At 47.4% G+C, this 18,468-nt stretch carries 19 protein-coding genes and 1 pseudogene; 18 read left to right on the top strand and 2 right to left on the bottom strand.

The genetic code is table 11. The features are described 5' to 3' along the window. Positions 1-54: 54 nt before the first annotated feature. Positions 55-1,011 (bottom strand): transposase, encoded by a 957-nt coding sequence (locus H511_RS0116145; protein ID WP_027253239.1) that lies wholly within the window; start codon positions 1,009-1,011, stop codon positions 55-57. Positions 1,012-1,194: 183 nt separating this feature from the next. Between H511_RS0116145 and H511_RS0116140 the strand changes: the two genes are divergently transcribed. The 18 genes and pseudogenes from H511_RS0116140 to H511_RS0116060 all read left to right on the top strand — a co-directional run bounded on the left by H511_RS0116140 (position 1,195) and on the right by H511_RS0116060 (position 17,745). After that, a complete protein-coding gene (locus tag H511_RS0116140) occupies positions 1,195-1,767 on the top strand; it encodes an acyloxyacyl hydrolase (RefSeq protein ID WP_162144621.1) in 573 nt (190 codons plus the stop codon). 145 nt (positions 1,768-1,912) lie between these two features. After that, the gene (locus tag H511_RS0116135) at positions 1,913-2,605 is read left to right on the top strand and encodes an aspartate/glutamate racemase family protein (protein WP_027253237.1); all 693 of its coding nucleotides are present in this window, start codon (positions 1,913-1,915) and stop codon (positions 2,603-2,605) included. A 60-nt stretch (positions 2,606-2,665) separates the two neighbouring features. Further along, complete coding sequence (locus tag H511_RS0116130) at positions 2,666-3,943, top strand: RNA polymerase sigma factor (RefSeq protein WP_027253236.1); 1,278 nt, start codon at positions 2,666-2,668, stop codon at positions 3,941-3,943. A 132-nt stretch (positions 3,944-4,075) separates the two neighbouring features. After that, positions 4,076-4,933, top strand: coding sequence for a YciI family protein (locus tag H511_RS0116125; protein ID WP_027253235.1), 858 nt, complete (start codon positions 4,076-4,078; stop codon positions 4,931-4,933). 47 nt (positions 4,934-4,980) lie between these two features. Then, complete coding sequence (locus tag H511_RS0116120; RefSeq protein ID WP_027253234.1) at positions 4,981-5,379, top strand: YciI family protein; 399 nt, start codon at positions 4,981-4,983, stop codon at positions 5,377-5,379. Between the two features lie 16 nt (positions 5,380-5,395). Further along, positions 5,396-5,749, top strand: coding sequence for a DUF1428 domain-containing protein (locus tag H511_RS0116115; protein WP_027253233.1), 354 nt, complete (start codon positions 5,396-5,398; stop codon positions 5,747-5,749). 87 nt (positions 5,750-5,836) lie between these two features. Then, on the top strand, positions 5,837-6,253 hold the full coding sequence (locus H511_RS0116110; RefSeq protein WP_027253232.1) for a putative signal transducing protein: 417 nt from the start codon (positions 5,837-5,839) through the stop codon (positions 6,251-6,253). Between the two features lie 656 nt (positions 6,254-6,909). Then, positions 6,910-8,124 (top strand): MFS transporter, encoded by a 1,215-nt coding sequence (locus H511_RS0116105; RefSeq protein ID WP_155804914.1) that lies wholly within the window; start codon positions 6,910-6,912, stop codon positions 8,122-8,124. A 37-nt stretch (positions 8,125-8,161) separates the two neighbouring features. Next, on the top strand, positions 8,162-9,520 hold the full coding sequence (locus H511_RS0116100; protein WP_027253230.1) for a hypothetical protein: 1,359 nt from the start codon (positions 8,162-8,164) through the stop codon (positions 9,518-9,520). 12 nt (positions 9,521-9,532) lie between these two features. After that, positions 9,533-10,792: a DegT/DnrJ/EryC1/StrS family aminotransferase gene (locus tag H511_RS0116095; RefSeq protein WP_027253229.1), complete on the top strand. Its 1,260-nt coding sequence runs from the start codon at positions 9,533-9,535 to the stop codon at positions 10,790-10,792. A 169-nt stretch (positions 10,793-10,961) separates the two neighbouring features. Continuing rightward, the gene (locus H511_RS0116090) at positions 10,962-11,483 is read left to right on the top strand and encodes a GNAT family N-acetyltransferase (protein WP_027253228.1); all 522 of its coding nucleotides are present in this window, start codon (positions 10,962-10,964) and stop codon (positions 11,481-11,483) included. Between the two features lie 83 nt (positions 11,484-11,566). Beyond that, positions 11,567-11,935: an MmcQ/YjbR family DNA-binding protein gene (locus H511_RS0116085; RefSeq protein ID WP_027253227.1), complete on the top strand. Its 369-nt coding sequence runs from the start codon at positions 11,567-11,569 to the stop codon at positions 11,933-11,935. Between the two features lie 160 nt (positions 11,936-12,095). Further along, positions 12,096-12,578 (top strand): GNAT family N-acetyltransferase, encoded by a 483-nt coding sequence (locus tag H511_RS0116080; RefSeq protein ID WP_027253226.1) that lies wholly within the window; start codon positions 12,096-12,098, stop codon positions 12,576-12,578. Between the two features lie 116 nt (positions 12,579-12,694). Then, a complete protein-coding gene (locus tag H511_RS0116075) occupies positions 12,695-13,060 on the top strand; it encodes a glyoxalase superfamily protein (protein WP_027253225.1) in 366 nt (121 codons plus the stop codon). Positions 13,061-13,268: 208 nt separating this feature from the next. After that, a complete protein-coding gene (locus tag H511_RS0116070) occupies positions 13,269-14,294 on the top strand; it encodes a TerC family protein (protein ID WP_027253224.1) in 1,026 nt (341 codons plus the stop codon). A gap of 375 nt (positions 14,295-14,669) precedes the next feature. Next, positions 14,670-15,440 (top strand): annotated as a pseudogene (locus H511_RS25240) (PAS domain-containing protein); the annotation flags it as partial. Further along, positions 15,426-15,980, top strand: coding sequence for a methyl-accepting chemotaxis protein (locus tag H511_RS25235; protein WP_248616616.1), 555 nt, complete (start codon positions 15,426-15,428; stop codon positions 15,978-15,980). The pseudogene H511_RS25240 and the gene H511_RS25235, both read left to right, overlap by 15 nt. A 337-nt stretch (positions 15,981-16,317) precedes the next feature. After that, complete coding sequence (locus tag H511_RS0116060) at positions 16,318-17,745, top strand: DEAD/DEAH box helicase (protein ID WP_027253222.1); 1,428 nt, start codon at positions 16,318-16,320, stop codon at positions 17,743-17,745. Positions 17,746-17,813: 68 nt separating this feature from the next. Here H511_RS0116060 and H511_RS0116055 read toward each other — a convergent pair whose 3' ends face one another. Then, the gene (locus H511_RS0116055) at positions 17,814-18,464 is read right to left on the bottom strand and encodes a lysophospholipid acyltransferase family protein (RefSeq protein WP_027253221.1); all 651 of its coding nucleotides are present in this window, start codon (positions 18,462-18,464) and stop codon (positions 17,814-17,816) included. Positions 18,465-18,468 lie beyond the last annotated feature (4 nt).

The following is an 18,468-nucleotide window of genomic DNA, read 5'->3' as shown; positions in this document are numbered from 1 at the left end:
CGAGCAGCAGCATACGAATGTATCGCTGTTGAGGATCTGCTTGCTGTGAATGGGTTAAGGGATCTGTAAACCGGTTCGTCGTTGCCGGTTCAATTTCGGCAAAACGGCTTGAATTGATGAGGCTGTGCCAATGAGGATGCCTGTTTCTATTTTGGTGCAGATATTGAGCCACACATCAGAGTGTAAACCGAGCCGTTCAAGGATGGGATGCTGGGTTGAGCGGATATGGTGATGTTTTCCTTCCCTGATTTGCCGTCCGGTCCACTCAACCAGCTCAATATAATCGAACAGGTGAAAAGGCAGTCCTTCTGGCATGTTGTTGCGTGAGGTGCCCGCGAAGGGAAACAGATTGGGCGCCGTTGTTTCGTTCTTTTGAAGCGATTTAATGCGCGCTTTTACGGAAGTGTAGGCGGAGGTTTCCGGTGTCTCCGCGATACCGGCCCGGATCGGGTTTAAATCGACGTACGCCATGGCGGCAGCTAAAGCATTGTCATCCAGCAGTGCCTGGCTTTTGAAGCGGCCTTCCCAAAAGTGGCCAGTGCAGTCGTCTTCCTGATTGGCTTTGCTGGCGATGTACTGATTGAGCAGGCGCATGAACCAGCTGATGGAACAAAGCCGCTCCCGCCAGGTTTTGATGATGGTTAAGCAAGCAGACTGTTCGGCCTCGGATAAGGCCTCGTGCTTCAAAAACCGCTGAATCAGCGCAGGGGCGCGATGTAAGGTGAGCCAGCGCTTTATAACTTCATGGTTCGAGAGGCGGTGGGCCTGATCCTTGTTGATATGCAGAACGACATGGTAGTGATTACTCATAATGGCGTAGGCGCAAACATCCACACAAAAGACACTGGCAATCCGTTTCAAGCGTTTCTCAACCCACCCCCGCCGGTGTTCATAGCTGGTCTGGGTCAGTTCATCGTAGCCGCAAAGAAAGGAGCGGCGAACACATCGGGAAACGCAATGGTAGTAGGGCGTAGCTTCTATACTGATAAGTTGGCTGCGTGCTGTCGTCATTGGGAGTCACAATAATTGAGCTGGATGAATATACAGTATATGTCTGTGCTGGCCGAAAAAAGGAGCAAATCACGAAGTGGGGATCTGGGTCAGAATCTCATGAAATTGATGAAGTTGTTTTTTTCTTCACCTGTCTGTCCTTGTAGAACTGATGTCTGTCCTGGTAGATCCTCTGGTAGATCTGTGATCGGTTCTCATCGCCATTTAATGTCGCTCAGACGGATGTTGATCGCCATTTGTTGCCTTTCCTGCCCCAGCCAGAGCTACCCGGAAGAGCTGAAATTACAGAGTCTCAGTATTCGCGCCCGTGTTTCAGAGCAGACATTACTTGGAGATGATGCGCCGGAGGATTTTGAGGTGTACGACCTGGCGGCGAACTTCAGCTTACCATGGCAAGATTATTCCACTTTTGGTTGGGGAATGGGCACGCGCTTGATGGTGAGTGCCGGAATGCTGCAGGCGAACGGGGGAAATGCTTTTGTTGTCTCTGCTATCCCCGAATTGACCCTGGGCAGTGAAGACGGCCGGTTTACGCTGGATTTAGGAGTCGGTGGGGCACTATTCAGTAAGTATCGCTTTGGAGTGCAAGACTATGGCGGGCCTTTCCAGTTTGCTCTGACTTTTGGCGTTGGTGTGCCGCTGTTTAACAATCTGGGGTTAGGCTATCGTTTTCTTCATTATTCCGATGCCGGCGTGAATGGATCTGATACAACAGGGGCTGATTTCCACATGATTGAATTGAGCTATCGGTTTTGACTGCTTGGGATTGCAGGGACAGACATGTTAAAGAGGGATAACTACTAACAAGGACAGGCACGTTAAACAGGCTGAGTGATTCATTTGTTGTGTCTGTCCGCGTAATTTTTGATACAGGACTATATTCAGGGAGCGGTGAGAGCGCATGAAGACAATTGGGCTGATAGGCGGAATGAGCTGGGAAAGTACGATCGGGTACTATCGGAAAATTAACCAAGGTGTAAAAAATACGTTGGGTGGTCTCCACTCAGCTAAAATATTTCTTCATAGTGTTGATTTTGCTCCTATTGAAAAATTACAGCACAGCGGCAACTGGACAGGTGCGGCTGAGATACTGGTTGATGCGGCAAGAAGTGTGGAATCTGCGGGGGCCGACTTTGTGTTGATCTGCACGAATACCATGCACAAAGTTGCCCCAGAGGTAGAACAGAGCATCAGTATTCCCCTGCTTCATATTGCTGATGCCACTGGTGAAGAGCTTGTAAAGGACGGGATCAGCAAGGTGGGCCTTTTAGGCACCGCTTTTACAATGGAGCAATCTTTCTATAAAGATCGTTTATCGGAAAAGTACGGTCTTGAGGTTGTCATACCCAGCGAAAAAGATCGAAAGCAGGTTCATGACATTATTTATAACGAACTTTGCCTGGGTAATATTAATGCGACATCTCGTCATGAGTATATTCGTATCGTCCATGAGTTAGAGCTGGCTGGTGTTGATGCTGTTATTTTGGGGTGTACTGAAATAGGTATGTTAATCTCTCAGGAGCATGCTGGTATTCCTTTGTACGACACAACGGCCATCCATGCCGCCAAAGCCGTGGAATGGGCAATGTCGTGAAGTGCTGTAAGCGCCCGCTTCAGATTGCTCAGAGAAAACCGAACAGCGCGAGAGAGACGAATGAAATCACCTGTAACAAGCGAAGCGGTACAAAGCAAAGTAGAGAACCTGTATCGCAACGAGGCCCGTAAAGTGTATGCGAGCTTAATTCGTTTGCTGGGTGACTTTAATCTCGCAGAAGAGGCGCTGCACGATGCGTTCAGCACGGCGTTAACTCAGTGGCCGAAAGAGGGGATTCCTGATAACCCCAGTGCCTGGCTGGTGTCTGTCGGGCGCTTCAAAGCCATCGATCATCTGCGCCGGCAAAAACGGCAAGTCGAGATTGTCTCAGAGCTGCTCGATGCTCCCAATAACACATCCTTTATCCGCACTGACACTGAAAGCCCATTCGAATTCGATGATCAGGTGATTGAAGACGATCAGCTGAGGTTGATCTTTACCTGCTGTCATCCGGCCATAGATGCCAAAGTGCAGGTCGCACTGACGCTGAGGGAAGTGTGTGGTTTGACCACAGAAGAAATTGCCAGTGCTTTTCTGACGTCGCCATCCACCATGGCCCAGCGCATTGTGCGGGGTAAGGCAAAAATCCGCGAAGCGAACATTCCCTTTCAACTGCCTTCAGAAACTGAGTTGCCGGACAGAATCGAATCCGTGCTGTCTGTCATCTATCTGGTCTATAACGAAGGCTACTCTGCGTCGGCGGGGGAGCGTGTCACACGTTCCGAGCTGACGGCGGAAGCCATTCGTTTGGCGCGTTTAGTGAGATCCTTGCTGCCCGATGCTGAAGTATCTGGCTTGCTGGCGCTGATGCTGCTCAATGAATCGCGCCGAGGTGCCCGAACGGATCAGCAAGGCGACATCGTATTGCTGGAAGATCAGGATCGCAGGTTGTGGGATGCCGCTTTGATAGAAGAGGGGATTGTCTTAGTACAGAGTGCCCTGGAAACCAGAAATATTGGCTATTACACATTACAGGCCGCGATTGCGGCGGCTCATGCTCAGGCAGCGGATATGGCCAGCACCGATTGGGCCCGGATAGTGTCGCTTTATTCCCTGCTGCTTCAAGTGGCGCCCTCGCCAGTCATTGAACTCAATCGGGCTGTCGCCGTGGCGATGCGTGATGGTCCGCAGGCAGGGATCGAGATCGTTGAAAACCTGCTTGAACAAAAAGTCCTCCAAACCTATCACCTCACCTATGCGACCTATGGCGAATTGCTCAGCCGGGCCGGTCGGGTGCAAGAAGCTATCTCAGCATTTGAGCTCGCACTGAGCCTGACTCAGCAAGCCCCGGAACAGCGCATTCTCAGACGAAAGTTGGCACTGCTGACAACACCTTAAATAGTTACCAGTCAAAAGATCAAAAAATTTTTCACGCGTTGTCGATTTTCTGAAGGTTCACTCGACTATTGTGTAGAGAGCAAAAAGAAGCCGCTCTTAAATCAACCTGAATACACAGACAGGAGAAGCGCAATGAAAGTCATGGTAATTGTGAAAGCCAGTGAAAGTTCGGAAGCCGGCAAGATGCCAACCCAGGAATTGTTAATGGCCATGGGCGAGTTCAACGAAACTCTGGTGAAAGCCGGCATTATGGCATCGGGCGACGGTTTAAAACCCAGCAGTGAGGGCATTCGTGTGCGTTTTAATGGCAGTGAACGCATCGTGACCAAAGGGCCATTTGCTGAAACCAATGAGTTAGTGGCCGGTTATTGGGTCTGGAACGTCAACTCGATGGATGAAGCCGTTGAATGGGTAAAAAAATGCCCGAACCCGATGGAAGAAGCGTCCGACATTGAAATCCGCCCTTTTTATGAAATGGAAGACTTTGACGAGATCGACAGTGACGGAACGGTTCGTGCACAAGAAACTCAGTTACGGCAAACGCTTTCGATGCAAAAAGCGCAATCACACTGCTATCTGTTTTTCTCTGGCCGCTGTGATGAGGCGCTGGAATATTATCAGAAACACCTCGGCGCCAGTGTGGGCATGTTATTTCGGTTCAATGAAAGCCCGGATCCTGTGCCCGAGGGTATGTTACCTCCCGGTTTTGAAAACAAGGTGATGCACTGCGAATTTACGGTCGGAAACATGACACTTTTTGCCTCAGACGGCTGCGGTGACGAGGGTCCGTTTACCGGGTTCAATCTGGCATTAACGATTGACTCCGAAGCGGAAGCGCGTCGTGTATTTGATGCACTGGCAGACGGTGGTTCAGTACGTATGCCGCTGGAAAAAACCTTCTGGTCACCGTTATATGGCCAGGTAACGGATAAGTTTGGCATGGGCTGGATGGTGATGTTACCAGGCGACGACAGCCAGCACCAGCAGTAGCAGTAGCAGTAGCTGGCTTCTTAAATCAGACAGGGAGTATCAGGGCGATGAAATATGTAGCTTTGGTCTATTACGACGAATCAGTAATGAAGGCGCTGACGCAAGACGAGTGGGATGCGCTCAACCGTGAGTGTATCGATTGCGGTGAATCCCTGCGGTCGCGTGACTATATGATCGGAGGCGAGGCGCTGCTATCTGTCCAGACGGCCACCACGTTACGCGTGCGGAATGGCAAGGTGGACATTACGGACGGCCCGTTTGCTGAAACCAAAGAACAGCTGGCAGGGTTCTACCTGTTAGATGTCCGGGATCTGAACGAAGCGATTCAGATGGCCAGTAAGATCCCGCCTGCACGCTACGGCAGCGTAGAAATCCGTCCGGTACGCGAGTTGCAGGGCGAGAATAACGTGAGTTATCAAGACACAGAGGTGCGTAGCGCACCATAGGCAGAGGAGAAAGATCATGAGTTATGTTGATGGCTTTGTTTGCGCTGTGCCAACAGACAAACGAGAGGAATACCGACAACATGCCGCAGAAGCCGCACAGGTCTTTAAAAAGTACGGCGCCGAGCGTGTGGTCGAAACCTGGGGCGATGATATACCAGATGGCGAAGTCACGTCTTTTCCTATGGCAGTTAAATGTAAAGACAGTGAGACAGTGGTGTTTTCATGGATCCAATGGCCTTCAAAAGCGGCACGAGACGAAGGCATGGCTCTGTTTATGAAAGATCCTATCTGTGATCAGAATCTGAACCCCATGCCGTTTGATGGCAAGCGCCTTATTTATGGCGGGTTCGAAACTATCGTAGATTGCTAGCAACGGTTGCGCGGAGCTGTAGACAGGGGCTAAGAAACGCGGTGCTGCCATGCACCGCTCAGTCTGGTTAAGCACAAGGAAGAATATATGATTGTTGTTGCCCGTTTTTCGTTTCCCCACGAAGCGCATATTGCGAAAGCCAGCCTTGAGGCTGCCGGTATTCATAGCCATCTGGCTGACGAGCATACAGTGAATGTGCAGTGGCTGTATTCCAATGCGATGGGTGGCGTACGCCTGATGGTCGCGAAACAACAGGCTGAACAAGCCCGTGATATTTTGAGCTGCGACTTCTCGCAAGCTGTTGAGTCACAAGCTGTCGAGGACAGTCATATCTTCACCGGGGAAGCGGATGCCTGTCCGCGTTGCGGCAGCCATGATTTACTGCCGTACACAAAGGGAAAACGACCTGCATTTGTCGTTTTCCTTTTACTGGGCTTTCCCTTGTTTTTTTACCGCCATGGCTATCAATGCGAAGCTTGTGGCGAGTTCACTGAAAAGCTTTGAATCAGAGTGCCTGATCATAAAGAGTCCGCATTCTCCATATTATTGTTACGCGGCGCTGACGATAAGTCGCTTGTGACGCGTAGCATTAATCGGTCTGTCCTGATAGCTTATCGTTTCATCTGGTGTCTGTCCTGATAGCTTGGAGCTTTACTGTGCCTGTCCCGATAGTTTGCCGATAGTTTCCTGCTGTGTCTGTCCTGATTTCCTTTCTGATATTCCTCCTTCTTATGTCTGTCCTGGTATTATTTTTCTATAAAAAAGTACATGGTTCATTATGCTTTGATTGTAAATATAATTAATGATAATTCTATCTTTAATGGGCTGATCTAACAGTGTTATTGTTCTTGGTATAAAGTAGCTATATCCGATAGATAAGCAGATTATTGTCGCTTCCATTGGTGGTTTGTCGGAGAGTTTGTTGTTGATGATGATCAGGCTGAGAGTTATATTTTATTGCTTCCTTTTTTGGTATCTACTCTTGATCACGCTTTTAATTGTTGAGCTCTGTTTGTTTCTTTAAATAGTATTAAGTGACTCGAGAGAAGTTCTTTTGCATATATAAAAAACATATTCTTGTGTTTAATCTTCCGCCAACTGACTTATCGGTTAATTGTCAGGATTTCAGATTCACACCTTAATTGACCATGCTCTTATCAGTGCATGCGACACAAAGGCTTTATATGTTCAATATTTTAAAATCGTTCGGTCGCTCAGATTCGCCTGTTTCTCTGTTTATGAACAAACAGGTATTTGCAATTTTATTGTTTGCCAGTGCAAATGCTGCTGTGAATCCCTATAAAAATATTTTTGGTGTCGATGTTATTGGTTTGCAGGAGATTTATTACAGTTTAGTGATTCTGCTTTCTGGAGTAATCATTACCTTCTTTAGTATTTACTTTGGTATGCGATCAGATAAAGAAGGCAGTTTTGTAAAGTATATTATTATTTGCAGTGTCTGTGGTGTGTTTGGAAATATTACACTTTATGTCTGGCCGAACGAGTATACGTACTTTTTAGCTAATTGTCTGTTGCTGCCTGTATTTTGTGTATTGAACTCATTGATTTTTGGTTATGCCGCGGCGAAGCGCAATGTAGATGGTACTGATAATGCGCACAATGAGAATGCGGCACTGCGTTCGACCTACTCGATGGGGTATGTGTTAACCCTGGGTATGATTGGTATGCTAGCGCTGCAAAAAGAACAGCTGATTTTTATCTGGTTGTTCTCTGGGATTATGTGCTGTCTGATTTTTATGTTGTACTTTAAAGAAAAGTTTGTCAATGAAAGCCATAAATCCATGTTGTCTTCCGAACCTATCTCTAAAGTATTCCATACTTCGAATATTATTAAACTGATAAGCGTATCGCTTGTCACCAACATGCTATTTACCTTAGATGCGACTGTACCTTTTATTATTGTTAATCAGGTGAAGGGTGAGTATTCAGACATCGGGGTATTCGAAGCTGGTATTGCTGTGTTTGAGGTTTTCTTTATTTTTTATTGGTCTAAGACGGCACAAAAAAAGAAAACATCCAGTGTAATAATTATGGGTGCGGTAATATTCTCATTATCTACCATGTTGTTGTCTGTGACTCAGAATATCGTTCATGTTTATATATTGGTTCCATTGATCGCGCTGGGTGCGGCGTGTCTGATCAGTATCCCTATCGGATTTTTGCAGTCGCTGGCAGAAGGAAGGCCGGGGGTTGGCAGTTCGTTGCTGTCGATCTCTTTCTTTGTATCGTCTTCGGTTTCATCAGTTGTCTATTTCTTTGGTAATTATTTCTTTGATATCAGCACGACAATATTTATTTCATCGGCTGTTGGTTTGTTCGGGTTGACTATTTTATACCTGGCTGACAGACGGTAATTCTTCGCCCGAAAGGGGATTTAATTAAGGAGAGAATATGTCGACGTTTTGTGTAGTCGGAGGGGGACTGTCTGGCCTTGAGTTTGCGCTTTATTCCGCCATTCAGGGAAATAAGATTGTGATTTATGAAGCCGGACCGGATTTGCGTAAAGAACATGTGCATTGCGATACCCGTGTTTTGCAAGGGGATGAAAAGAAAGTGCACTGGACGGCGGATGAGCATTGGGCCATCGGTGGCATCAGTGAGCGTTTGGGAGGACGTTCGCTGTGTTATCACGGGGTCATGCTGCCGCTGGAACCGCAGGCACTGGCAAGCTGGCCTGAAGTTTGGCAACAGCGTTTAAATGGCCATGATGGACTGTATCGGCGGTTGCAGAAGGAATTTACCGGTAAATACCCTGAAATGACCAGGCAACAGCCGGTTGGCATGCCTTTAATTCATGCACCTCAGGCGGCCGTTGTCGGCGAGAATGCAGCATTCTCGTCATACAGTCCTTTATATCAGCTTGAACCCTTTATCAGGGATGGGGTGATCCGAATTGAAAGAGCGACTGTCGCCAAGGTGGAAAAGAAACCGGAAGGTTTTTTTCTTATCGATCAGGAAGGGCGGACTGTGAATCCGTTACCGTTCGATAAATGTATTTTGTCGGCATCGGCTTTGGTGAATAACAAGATTATTTCCACATCGCTGGAAAAATCCACCACAGCACAGGTTACCGATCATTACTGTATTGGTATCGCCGTTAAGATTGGTCAGGGTGAACGCATTGCTCAATACCGCCATGAAATGTTGTGGCATGGTTTCAGCGAGCATCATGACCTGAATACCAACATCTTTGTGGTTGAGCGACCGAATCTCGACAGCGGCGATCGCCTTTTGTTACTGATGGCCGTGGTTGAGCAAAACCCGCATCAGTCTGAATTCAGCCAGCTCCATTGTCATTACAGTCAGGGACAGACAAAGCTGGAAATTCAGTCACACCATTCAGAGGCAGGGATTGAAAACTACAACCGTGTTGCCAGACGCATTGTTGAATTTGCCAGTGAGCAGTTAAGCGCAGACTTAGTACCGTTGTTTGACACACCGACAGAACAATCGGGCGCTTTCTTCGGATCGACAGAAAGTACCGAGATAGAGCAGGCACTGGCAGCACTGAGTGAAACGGAACAATCCAACGTGTATACGCGGTTTATCTTCCCTTACGGCTCGTACGAACACGAAAGCTGTACGCACCCCATAGGCGGAACCGGTGATATTGCTTTAACAAACGATTTGGAATTAACCGCCATGCCGGGCGTGTATGCCATTGGGCCTGGCGCTTTTCCTCGTCTGGGCATCGCCAATCCGGCCTTTACCATATGCGCATTGTCCCGTTGGCTTGCATCACATCTTTAAGCAGGAAAATTTATGAATAAACTCGCGATTCTGGGCGGTAGCCCTGTCATTTCAGAGGCATTGCCAGCCTGGCCAAGTCTGGATTTATCCGTGATGGATGATATTGAAGCCATCTTAAAAACCGGTGAAATTAACTATTGGACCGGCAAACGTGGAATGGCCTTTGAAAAGGACTTAGCGGCCTATCTGGGCGAGGGTTATGTCGTCACTACCACCAATGGTACATCAGCTTTACATACGGCATTTTCCGCACTGGGTATTGGTTCGGGTGATGAAGTGATTTGTCAGTCCTATACCTTTATTGCTACCGCATTTTCTATTCTGCAAGCGGGTGCGCTGCCTGTATTTGCCGATGTTGATCATACCCATACCCTTGATCCCAGGTCGGTAGAAAGCAAAATCAGCGATAAAACCAAAGCCATTGTGGTTGTGCATACATTCGGGGTGCCGACCGATATGGACGCTATCATGGCGATCGCCAGAAAGTATGATTTAAAGGTCATTGAAGATTGTGCGCAGGCATTGGGAGCCAGATACAAAGGGGCTTACCTGGGTACTATTGGTGATGCCGGTTGCTTCAGTTTTTGTCAGAGCAAGCACATTACAACAGGCGGTGAAGGCGGTGCTGTGTACGTCAATTCAGAAGATCTGGTCTGGAAATGCCGCTCGTTCCGCGATCACGGTTACGACGTAGCCAAAAGACTGGGTCTGTTTGAAATCTCACAGAAATTGCCTTACATCCATACTCAGGTTGGCTTTAATTATCGGATGACAGAAATTCAGTCTGCCATTGGTATCAGGGAGTTATCCCGCTTCAAGGCAACGGCATTGGAACAGCGAATCCGTAATGGCCGCTTCCTGACTGTGTTACTGAAGGAACACCCTTTAGTTACGCATGCACCGGCTGATGATGAAATACGTGGCAATGCTTTCTGGTGGGCGCCGTTTGTTCTGGATATGAGCAAGCTTAGTTGTGACATCAAGACCTTCACCAAAGCCATTGATGCAGAAGGTGTACCTGGTTATCCGGTGCCCTGGCCAGAAGTTTACAATGAAGATGCATTCCAGAAGCAAAATGGGTTTGGCACGAATAATTACCCGTTTAACGACCCGGCCCACCGGCAGATTGATTACACCTTAACGGACTGCAAGGTGGCCAGACAACTGGGAGACAGCTCGATTGTGTTCCATACCCATCCTGTTTATTCAGAGCAGCACATGGAAAAATTCGCCGCTGCATTTAATAAAGTGTACGAGCACTATAAAAAGTAATCCGGCACACAATAATTTTTGATGAGATGGCTGTTCCATTGAGCACCGCCTCCGCATTAGCGGGGGCGTTTTTTTTTGCCAATTCTGTCCTAACTTTCAGATAAAACAGCCGAAAACCTCTGTGTCTGTAACATAATGTTCATGACCGCCAGTCTCTGAGGAGTAAACTGTGAACATCAAACCTGAGTTAGACGTAACAAGCGATGAGCATGCCGCGATAACCGCACTCCGGAATGAAGCATTTCCCGATCATCAAGTTGCCCGTTCATATTACAAACAGTTACCGCATATGCGCGCGCTGGAATACAAAGATGAAAGGTTAGTGGGCTACCTGGGGCTGGACTATCGTGTTATTGGCGTTGGGGAATACGCATTTAAAGTGCTTGGCGTTATCGATTTTTGTGTAGCCAAAGCGCATCAGGGGCAGGGCATCGGGTCGGCTATGTTGTCGCAACTCAGCGAATATTCGAAGAGTCGGGATGTCGATTTCATTATGTTAGTCTCTGATCTGACTAAGTTTTACACGGATAATGGCTTCAGGCAGATACATGCACCAAGTGCTTGGCTGAGGTTGCATGAGCATAAAAACTTCGGTGTCGCCTTTGAACATCTTGATGATCTTTTCATTAAGCCTATTAGTGGTAAACACTGGGAGTCCGGGCAGCTAGATTGGCTGGGTTACATGTTTTAAGGGCCATTGGCTTTGACCATAATGAATGGCAGGATGAATAAGGGATGCTGTGCCATCGATGATGAATGAAAAGGATTATTCCTGTGACATATGATGAATACAATGCATTTTGCCGCTCTTTGCCCGCAACGACATACGTTGTTCAGTGGGGAGGCGCCCATGTCTGGAAAGTGGGTGGTAAAGTTTTCGCCATTGGTGGTTGGGACAAATCGGGCGGGCCCGCATACACCTTCAAAGCCTCTGAGCTTAATTTTAATATCTTAAAAGATGAATCCGGATTCAGACCTGCGCCCTATCTGGCTTCGCGGGGGATGAAATGGATTCAGCAGACCGATACCGCCAGCACAAAAGATGAAGCGTTAAGATATTACCTCAAAGAGTCATACCGTATTGTGTCTTTAGGGTTAAGTAAGAAAAAACAAAAAGAACTCGGCCTGAATCAGGATGAATAAATGACTATTTATCATCGTAATTCTTATCGAGAACAGAGCTTTACGTTTCTTAATTACGTGAGAAGATGTCTTGTGTCATAAAATAAGGCAGATTACAGATAACTGGGTTGATACCACTCGATTTATTGTTACTTGATCTACGTTAGAGGAGTCATGGAAGATGACCAATAAGATTGAAATCAGGAAGGCAACTGTCAATGACGCAGCCACTATACTGAAATTCATCACTGAATTAGCCATCTACGAAAAGCAGGAGAGTGAAGTCAAAGCCACTCTGGAACATATAGAAAACAGTCTCTTTGCGCAAGACGCCACTGTTCATTCAATTATCTGCATGCTGAACAACGAGCCTATTGGTTTTGCCGTCTATTTTTATAACTATTCCACCTGGTTAGGTAAACATGGTCTGTATTTAGAGGATCTGTATGTATCACCTGAGTACCGTAAAGTCGGGGCAGGAAAAGCGATATTGAAATACCTGGCTAAGCTGGCCGTTGAAAAAAAGTGTGGTCGTTTCGAGTGGTGTGTATTGGATTGGAACGAGCCTGCAATAGAGTTTTACAAGTCAATTGGGGCGAATGCGCAAGATGAGTGGGTAATTTACAGGCTAACAGGTAAAGCACTTGAAGCCTTCGCCCGTTAACTAACGGCTTTAGTGTGAGTATTCTGCAAGTGTCGGTTGGATGCCGTGGGATCGTACATGGAAATGGCACGATCAGATGATATCGATACCTGTGCAATGTGTGAGGAGCAGTGGCTATGAAGTGTCAGACGATACCCGTCATTCGGATTTTTGATGAGGATAAAGCCAAAGAATTTTATTTGGAATTTTTGGGCATGGAGCTGGACTGGGAGCACCGTTTTGAAGAAGATTTTCCGATTTACATGCAAGTGTCTAAGGGAGATTTTGTTCTTCATCTCAGTGAGCATTCAGGCGACTGCACGCCTGGAAGCAAAGTTTTTGTTAATGTCAGTGAGCTGGATACGTTATTTTCAGAGATCACGTTAAAGCCTTATAAATATAACAAGCCAACCATTGAAGATGCCCCCTGGGGAGCGCGGTGTTTTACTGTGACAGATCCATTTTCTAACCGGATATTATTTAATGAAACGGCCAGCATATAACGGGTAAATTCTAGCCAGCTGTGTTCAGTTGCTTAAAGGTTTAGCTGCTTAAAATGGCTGATAAATCTCCCGGTTGCCAAACACCCGCTACACTTTCGGTGATGAGTTTGGGTGCGTAGTCTTTCGGCGTTAGTGATGACAGTACAGGTTACTTAATCCGAGGTGGCACTCTTTGGCAATTTTAACCTCAAGGTGACCGGGCAATAATATGGACATGATTTGGCTGTGGATCGGTTTTAACCTGTTCGTCATTTTGTTGCTGGCTTTGGACCTTGGTGTCCTGCACCGGGGCGACCGGGTGATTGCGGTACGTGAAGCACTGTTGCTTAGTCTTGGCTATGTCATGTTGGCGCTGCTTTTTGCGGCCGGGATCTTTGCTTTTATGAGCCGGGAAGCAGGGTACGCGTTCCTGACGGGTTATTTCATTGAGAAGAGCTTAAGCGTCGACAATATATTTGTCTTTGTGCTGATTTTTATGCATTTTTCGGTGCCGCCTCAATCTCAGTATCGGGTGCTATTCTGGGGAGTGCTGTTCGCTCTGGTTTTGCGCGGGAGCCTCATTTGGGCAGGGACTGCTGTAATTGATACCTTCCATTGGATGATCTATCTGTTTGGTGCATTTCTGGTCTTTACCGGCATCAAAATGCTGGTCACTGTGAGTCAGACGCCGGATCTGGACAAAAACCGCGTAGCGGTGTTTATGCGGCGACATTTTCGGGTGACGGAAGGTTTTGTCGGTCAGCAATTTTTCGTCCGCCGGAATGGCCTGCTTTATATGACACCTTTGTTCATTACGCTGGTGCTGGTGGAACTGACCGACGTGGTGTTCGCACTGGATTCCATTCCTGCTATTTTTGCTATCACAACCGACCCATTTATTATTTACACGTCAAACGTGTTCGCCATTCTCGGTTTGCGGGCACTGTATTTTGCGTTGGTGGGGGTGATACACCGCTTTCATTACTTAAAGTACGGACTCTCACTGGTGCTCATCTTCGTTGGAGTGAAGATGCTGGTGAACGCGTATTTCGGCACTAAGCTCATTCCGACGGAATTGGCGTTATTGATCACAGCTGTTCTGATCGGCGGCTCAATGCTGATTTCCATTGTCCGTACGCGTAATCTCACTGAGGCAGAGCGGACAGCAGAAGCTGACAAGGTTGGATCATGGTGGGTGCCTGGCAGTCCGGCACGATCGGATAAGGCCAAACAACCCCCGAAAAGCCCGAAATGATCCGTAACGCTCGCCATCTGAGTTGTTTCGATGGCAGAGGGCAGCCATTTCGTGCCCAATGCCTGTCCCGCTGTTTGGGCCAGCATACATATTCAAAGCATTTGAGCTCAATATTAATGTCTTAGTTGGTAAAAATCATCAAAGAGAAATTTCGATAAAGTTCATTAAAATCATTCATTTAAGTTAATTCTCAAAGTGTGTGATCTCACATTGACAATCAGGTAGACTAATTGCCGGCAGGCTATGTCTTGTATCAGCGTAAAGCTTGCCAAACAATAACAGTGTCATTCTTAACCAGAGCGATCGTTCTGGTTTTTTTGTATCATTCCTAATTTTACTTCACTCACCCATGACAAGATTCGCAGGACAAGTGATATGTTTTTCAGAAAAATAAAGCAACAAAACCATGAGCTGAAAGCAGAGCTATATGCATTATCGCAAGTTGAAGAGAGTATAGAGTCTGATATGCTCCGACTGACTCTGGATGAGGGTGGGAATGTAATTTCAGCTAACACATTGTTTCAAAGTGACATTTTGTTGCCGCTGGAAGAGATTAAAGGTAAACATATTGCCGATTTAGTTCCTCTGCAGGCGCGGGACACTCGCCACTTTCATTTGATGTCTGATGCAATCAGGCAGCGGAAGCACTGGAATGGTGCATTGCAAATTTTAAAAGGAAATGGTGAAGAAGCCTGGTTGAGGGCTATTCTTCAACCTATTTTGTCTGCGGGTGGCGGCATTAAGCATATTGTTATTTATGCCTCTGAGCTTACCAGAACCATTGCAATGTCCCGGGAGCAAGAGGATCTTATTAATGCTTTGCACCGTTCTACGGCAGTCATCGAGTTCACATTAGACGGTATTATTCTTGATGCTAACAGCAATTTTCTGGCGTCTATGGGTTATGAAAAAACGAAAATTGTCGGGCAGCATCATCGCATTTTCTGTGAAAGTTCAGAGGCCAGCTCTCCTGAGTATCGTGCGTTTTGGCAAAGGCTGGGACAAGGGGAATTTGTCTCTGACCGGTTTAAACGTATCGACAGCTATGGAAATGTTGTTTGGTTAGAAGCGTCTTACAATCCCATATATAACGCACATGGTGAGTTATATAAAGTCGTTAAATTTGCCACCGTGATTACAGATCAGATTAATCGTGAGATTGCGATTGCGGAAGCCGCTGACATTGCGCATGAAGTCTCGACAGAGACCGGTCAGCAGACGACGCAAGGCAAGCAAGTTATTGATTCAACCATAGAGAAAATGGAAGAGTTAACAAAAGTGATGGAAAAAGCGAATGCAGGTATCCAGGCACTGTATGAGCAATCTCAGAAAATTAACGAGTTGGTGGGCAGCATTAATGGGATAGCGGCGCAAACTAACCTTCTGGCGCTGAATGCTGCCATTGAAGCGGCCAGAGCTGGTGAGCAGGGACGTGGTTTTGCCGTTGTGGCTGATGAAGTCCGTCAACTCGCATCAAGGACAAGCCAGACCACTGAAGAAATTGTTGCTGTGGTATCTGAGAATTTAACCTTAACCGGAAATGCGGTTCATTTGATTGAACAGGGTTTGTCTCAGGCATCTGAAACACTCACTTTGTCAAACAAAGCGGGGCAAATGATGAGTGATATTCGCAAAGGGGCCGAGAAAGTGGATATGGCGGTTGGCAGCTTTACCAAACAGCTATAGCGATGAAAAGATAAAGCTCAGTTTGATCTGATAGATATTGAGCGAAATGCGCGTGACGCATTGGGCTGGTGCTATTTCTTCACGATGACATGCTGAAGAAATGGCACCCATGCTTCATTCTGGCTACTGATCCTTGCTGATTTTTCGATGAATTTCTCGCAAGCTCTCGCGGTTTTTCGCTGAGAATATTGTTCTGTTGACGTTCTTTCTCTCAACCTGACACGAAACAAATCACAATAATAGGTTGCTACCGGGGAGTGAAAGCCTCAGAATGTCGGACTTTTCGCCGTCAGAGAGTTAGGCGAACATTCACATCATTAACAATTGAGAATCATATATGGGTTTTGCCTCAACAGGTCTTTCTGCGCCAATCCTGAAAGCTATTCAAGAAAAAGGATACGACACTCCCTCACCAATTCAAGCACAGGCAATTCCGGCAGTGTTAGATGGAAAAGACGTCATGGCTGCAGCTCAGACGGGAACAGGTAAAACCGCTGGCTTTACATTACCGATTCTTGAGCGTCTTTATCAGGGCCCGCAGGTTCGCAGTAACCAAGTGCGTGCGCTTATCTTAACGCCGACACGCGAGCTGGCAGCACAGGTGCAGGAAAGCGTGTCTGTCTACAGCCGTCATCTGCCGTTGAGCAGTGCTGTGGTGTTTGGTGGGGTAAAGATTAATCCGCAGATGCTGCGTTTGCGCAAAGGCGCAGATATTCTGGTGGCAACACCAGGGCGTCTGATGGATTTGTATAACCAGAATGCAGTGAAATTTGATCAGCTGGAAGTCCTGGTGCTGGATGAAGCTGACCGCATGCTGGATATGGGTTTCATCCGCGATATTCAAAAAATTCTCAAATTGCTTCCTGCGAAACGTCAGAACTTGCTGTTTTCAGCAACGTTTTCTGAAGAAATTCGCACCCTGGCGAAAGGCCTGGTAAACAACCCTGTTGAAATTTCTGTCAATACCGCGAACTCAACGGCAAGAACGGTTGAGCAGTGTATCTATCCGGCTGATGTGAAGAAGAAAGCGCCTATGCTGGTCAAACTGATCAAGGATGGCGACTGGCAGCAGGTGTTGGTGTTTACCCGTACGAAGCACGGCGCAAACCGCCTGGCAGCATTTTTGTCTGAAGAGAAGCTGGCTTCTGCGGCCATTCACGGTAATAAGAGTCAGGGCGCACGAACCAAAGCGCTGGCTGATTTTAAATCGGGCAAAATTCGCGTGTTAGTGGCGACAGACATTGCGGCACGCGGTATCGATATTCCTCAGTTACCACAAGTGGTGAACTTTGAGCTGCCCAATGTGGCGGAAGATTATGTTCACCGTATCGGACGTACAGGCCGTGCGGGTGAAACAGGTAAAGCGATTTCGCTGGTGTGCGCTCAGGAAGCCGACGAGTTGTTTGGCATTGAGCGTTTAATTCAGCAACTGCTGCCGCGTATGGAACTGGACGGTTACAAACCGAGTAATCCATTGCCGGAGTCTAAGCTGGATTCGCGTCCAATTAAACCGAAAAAGCCGAAGAAACCGAAGTCGAATAAACCGCGCTCAGGCCAGGCTCAAGGTGAGAGAAACAATGCCAGTGGGAATTCTGCGCAAAAGCCAAGGCGCAGAACGAATGGTCAGGCTAATGCTGCAAACAAAAATGGTGCCGGACGTTCTGAGGCGGGTCAATCAGCGGGCAATGCAAGACCTGCCGGTAACGCAGCTGGCGGCAACAAGCGACCTGCTCAGTGTCACAGAGCGCGTCCGCAATCGGCGTAATGCCTTTGTAATGATTCACCCCTGATAACAAGCCTGTCTGAGACAGGCTTGTTGCTTTTGAGTCGGTATTAATTTTCGCTGCTGGTCTGCGTAATGCAATGCTTGGCCAACTCATGATACCTGGCCTGCATGGTATCGACGAAATCGCTGGCATCGTCAAAATGACTGACCGGCTCACCAATCACCACATCACAGTTAAAGGGCACAAACATCGCGGTGCCTCTGGGTAAAGAACGGCCCAGCCCGCGCATGACCACCGGAATAACCGGGCAGCCCTCATGATCTTTCACTAAATGGTAAATGCCTTTCTTAATGCCGCTCATGGTTTCCGGTTCGCCCCGGCTGCCTTCCGGGAAGATGATCAGTATATCCCCTTGTGCCAATGCCTGATGGCACTCCTGTAATACCGCTTCCCGCTGGCTGGGTGAAGGGGATCGTCTCAGCGGAATAATGCCAATGACGTTCAGCGACAGCCAGGCAACGATTTTATTGGCCAGAAAGTAATCTGCCGCGGCGACCGGGCGAACTTTATGGACGATGGAAATGGGAAACAGCGCCAGTAACACCAGGGTATCTAAATGGCTGTTATGGTTGGCTGCCACCACAACCGGACCATTTACAGGCAGGTTTTGCCGCTGGATGATGTTCAGCCCAAGGCCAATAAATACCAGCGGCTTAACAATGAAGAGGATAAATAACACCTTGAGCACGTGAGCCATGGGA

Origin of the sequence: Photobacterium halotolerans DSM 18316 (assembly GCF_000425165.1) — a bacterium.
GTDB classification, from domain to species: domain Bacteria; phylum Pseudomonadota; class Gammaproteobacteria; order Enterobacterales; family Vibrionaceae; genus Photobacterium; species Photobacterium halotolerans.
This window is presented reverse-complemented; position numbering and strand designations above follow the sequence as displayed.

What these genes read in the sequence shown, in the direction of transcription:
- H511_RS0116145 (WP_027253239.1), bottom strand. Translation starts at nt 1,011, where the DNA reads ATGACGACAGCACGCAGCCAACTTATCAGTATAGAAGCTACGCCCTAC.
- H511_RS0116135 (WP_027253237.1), top strand. Translation starts at nt 1,913, where the DNA reads ATGAAGACAATTGGGCTGATAGGCGGAATGAGCTGGGAAAGTACGATC.
- H511_RS0116130 (WP_027253236.1), top strand. Translation starts at nt 2,666, where the DNA reads ATGAAATCACCTGTAACAAGCGAAGCGGTACAAAGCAAAGTAGAGAAC.
- H511_RS0116125 (WP_027253235.1), top strand. Translation starts at nt 4,076, where the DNA reads ATGAAAGTCATGGTAATTGTGAAAGCCAGTGAAAGTTCGGAAGCCGGC.
- H511_RS0116120 (WP_027253234.1), top strand. Translation starts at nt 4,981, where the DNA reads ATGAAATATGTAGCTTTGGTCTATTACGACGAATCAGTAATGAAGGCG.
- H511_RS0116115 (WP_027253233.1), top strand. Translation starts at nt 5,396, where the DNA reads ATGAGTTATGTTGATGGCTTTGTTTGCGCTGTGCCAACAGACAAACGA.
- H511_RS0116110 (WP_027253232.1), top strand. Translation starts at nt 5,837, where the DNA reads ATGATTGTTGTTGCCCGTTTTTCGTTTCCCCACGAAGCGCATATTGCG.
- H511_RS0116100 (WP_027253230.1), top strand. Translation starts at nt 8,162, where the DNA reads ATGTCGACGTTTTGTGTAGTCGGAGGGGGACTGTCTGGCCTTGAGTTT.
- H511_RS0116095 (WP_027253229.1), top strand. Translation starts at nt 9,533, where the DNA reads ATGAATAAACTCGCGATTCTGGGCGGTAGCCCTGTCATTTCAGAGGCA.
- H511_RS0116080 (WP_027253226.1), top strand. Translation starts at nt 12,096, where the DNA reads ATGACCAATAAGATTGAAATCAGGAAGGCAACTGTCAATGACGCAGCC.
- H511_RS0116075 (WP_027253225.1), top strand. Translation starts at nt 12,695, where the DNA reads ATGAAGTGTCAGACGATACCCGTCATTCGGATTTTTGATGAGGATAAA.
- H511_RS0116070 (WP_027253224.1), top strand. Translation starts at nt 13,269, where the DNA reads ATGGACATGATTTGGCTGTGGATCGGTTTTAACCTGTTCGTCATTTTG.
- H511_RS0116060 (WP_027253222.1), top strand. Translation starts at nt 16,318, where the DNA reads ATGGGTTTTGCCTCAACAGGTCTTTCTGCGCCAATCCTGAAAGCTATT.
- H511_RS0116055 (WP_027253221.1), bottom strand. Translation starts at nt 18,464, where the DNA reads ATGGCTCACGTGCTCAAGGTGTTATTTATCCTCTTCATTGTTAAGCCG.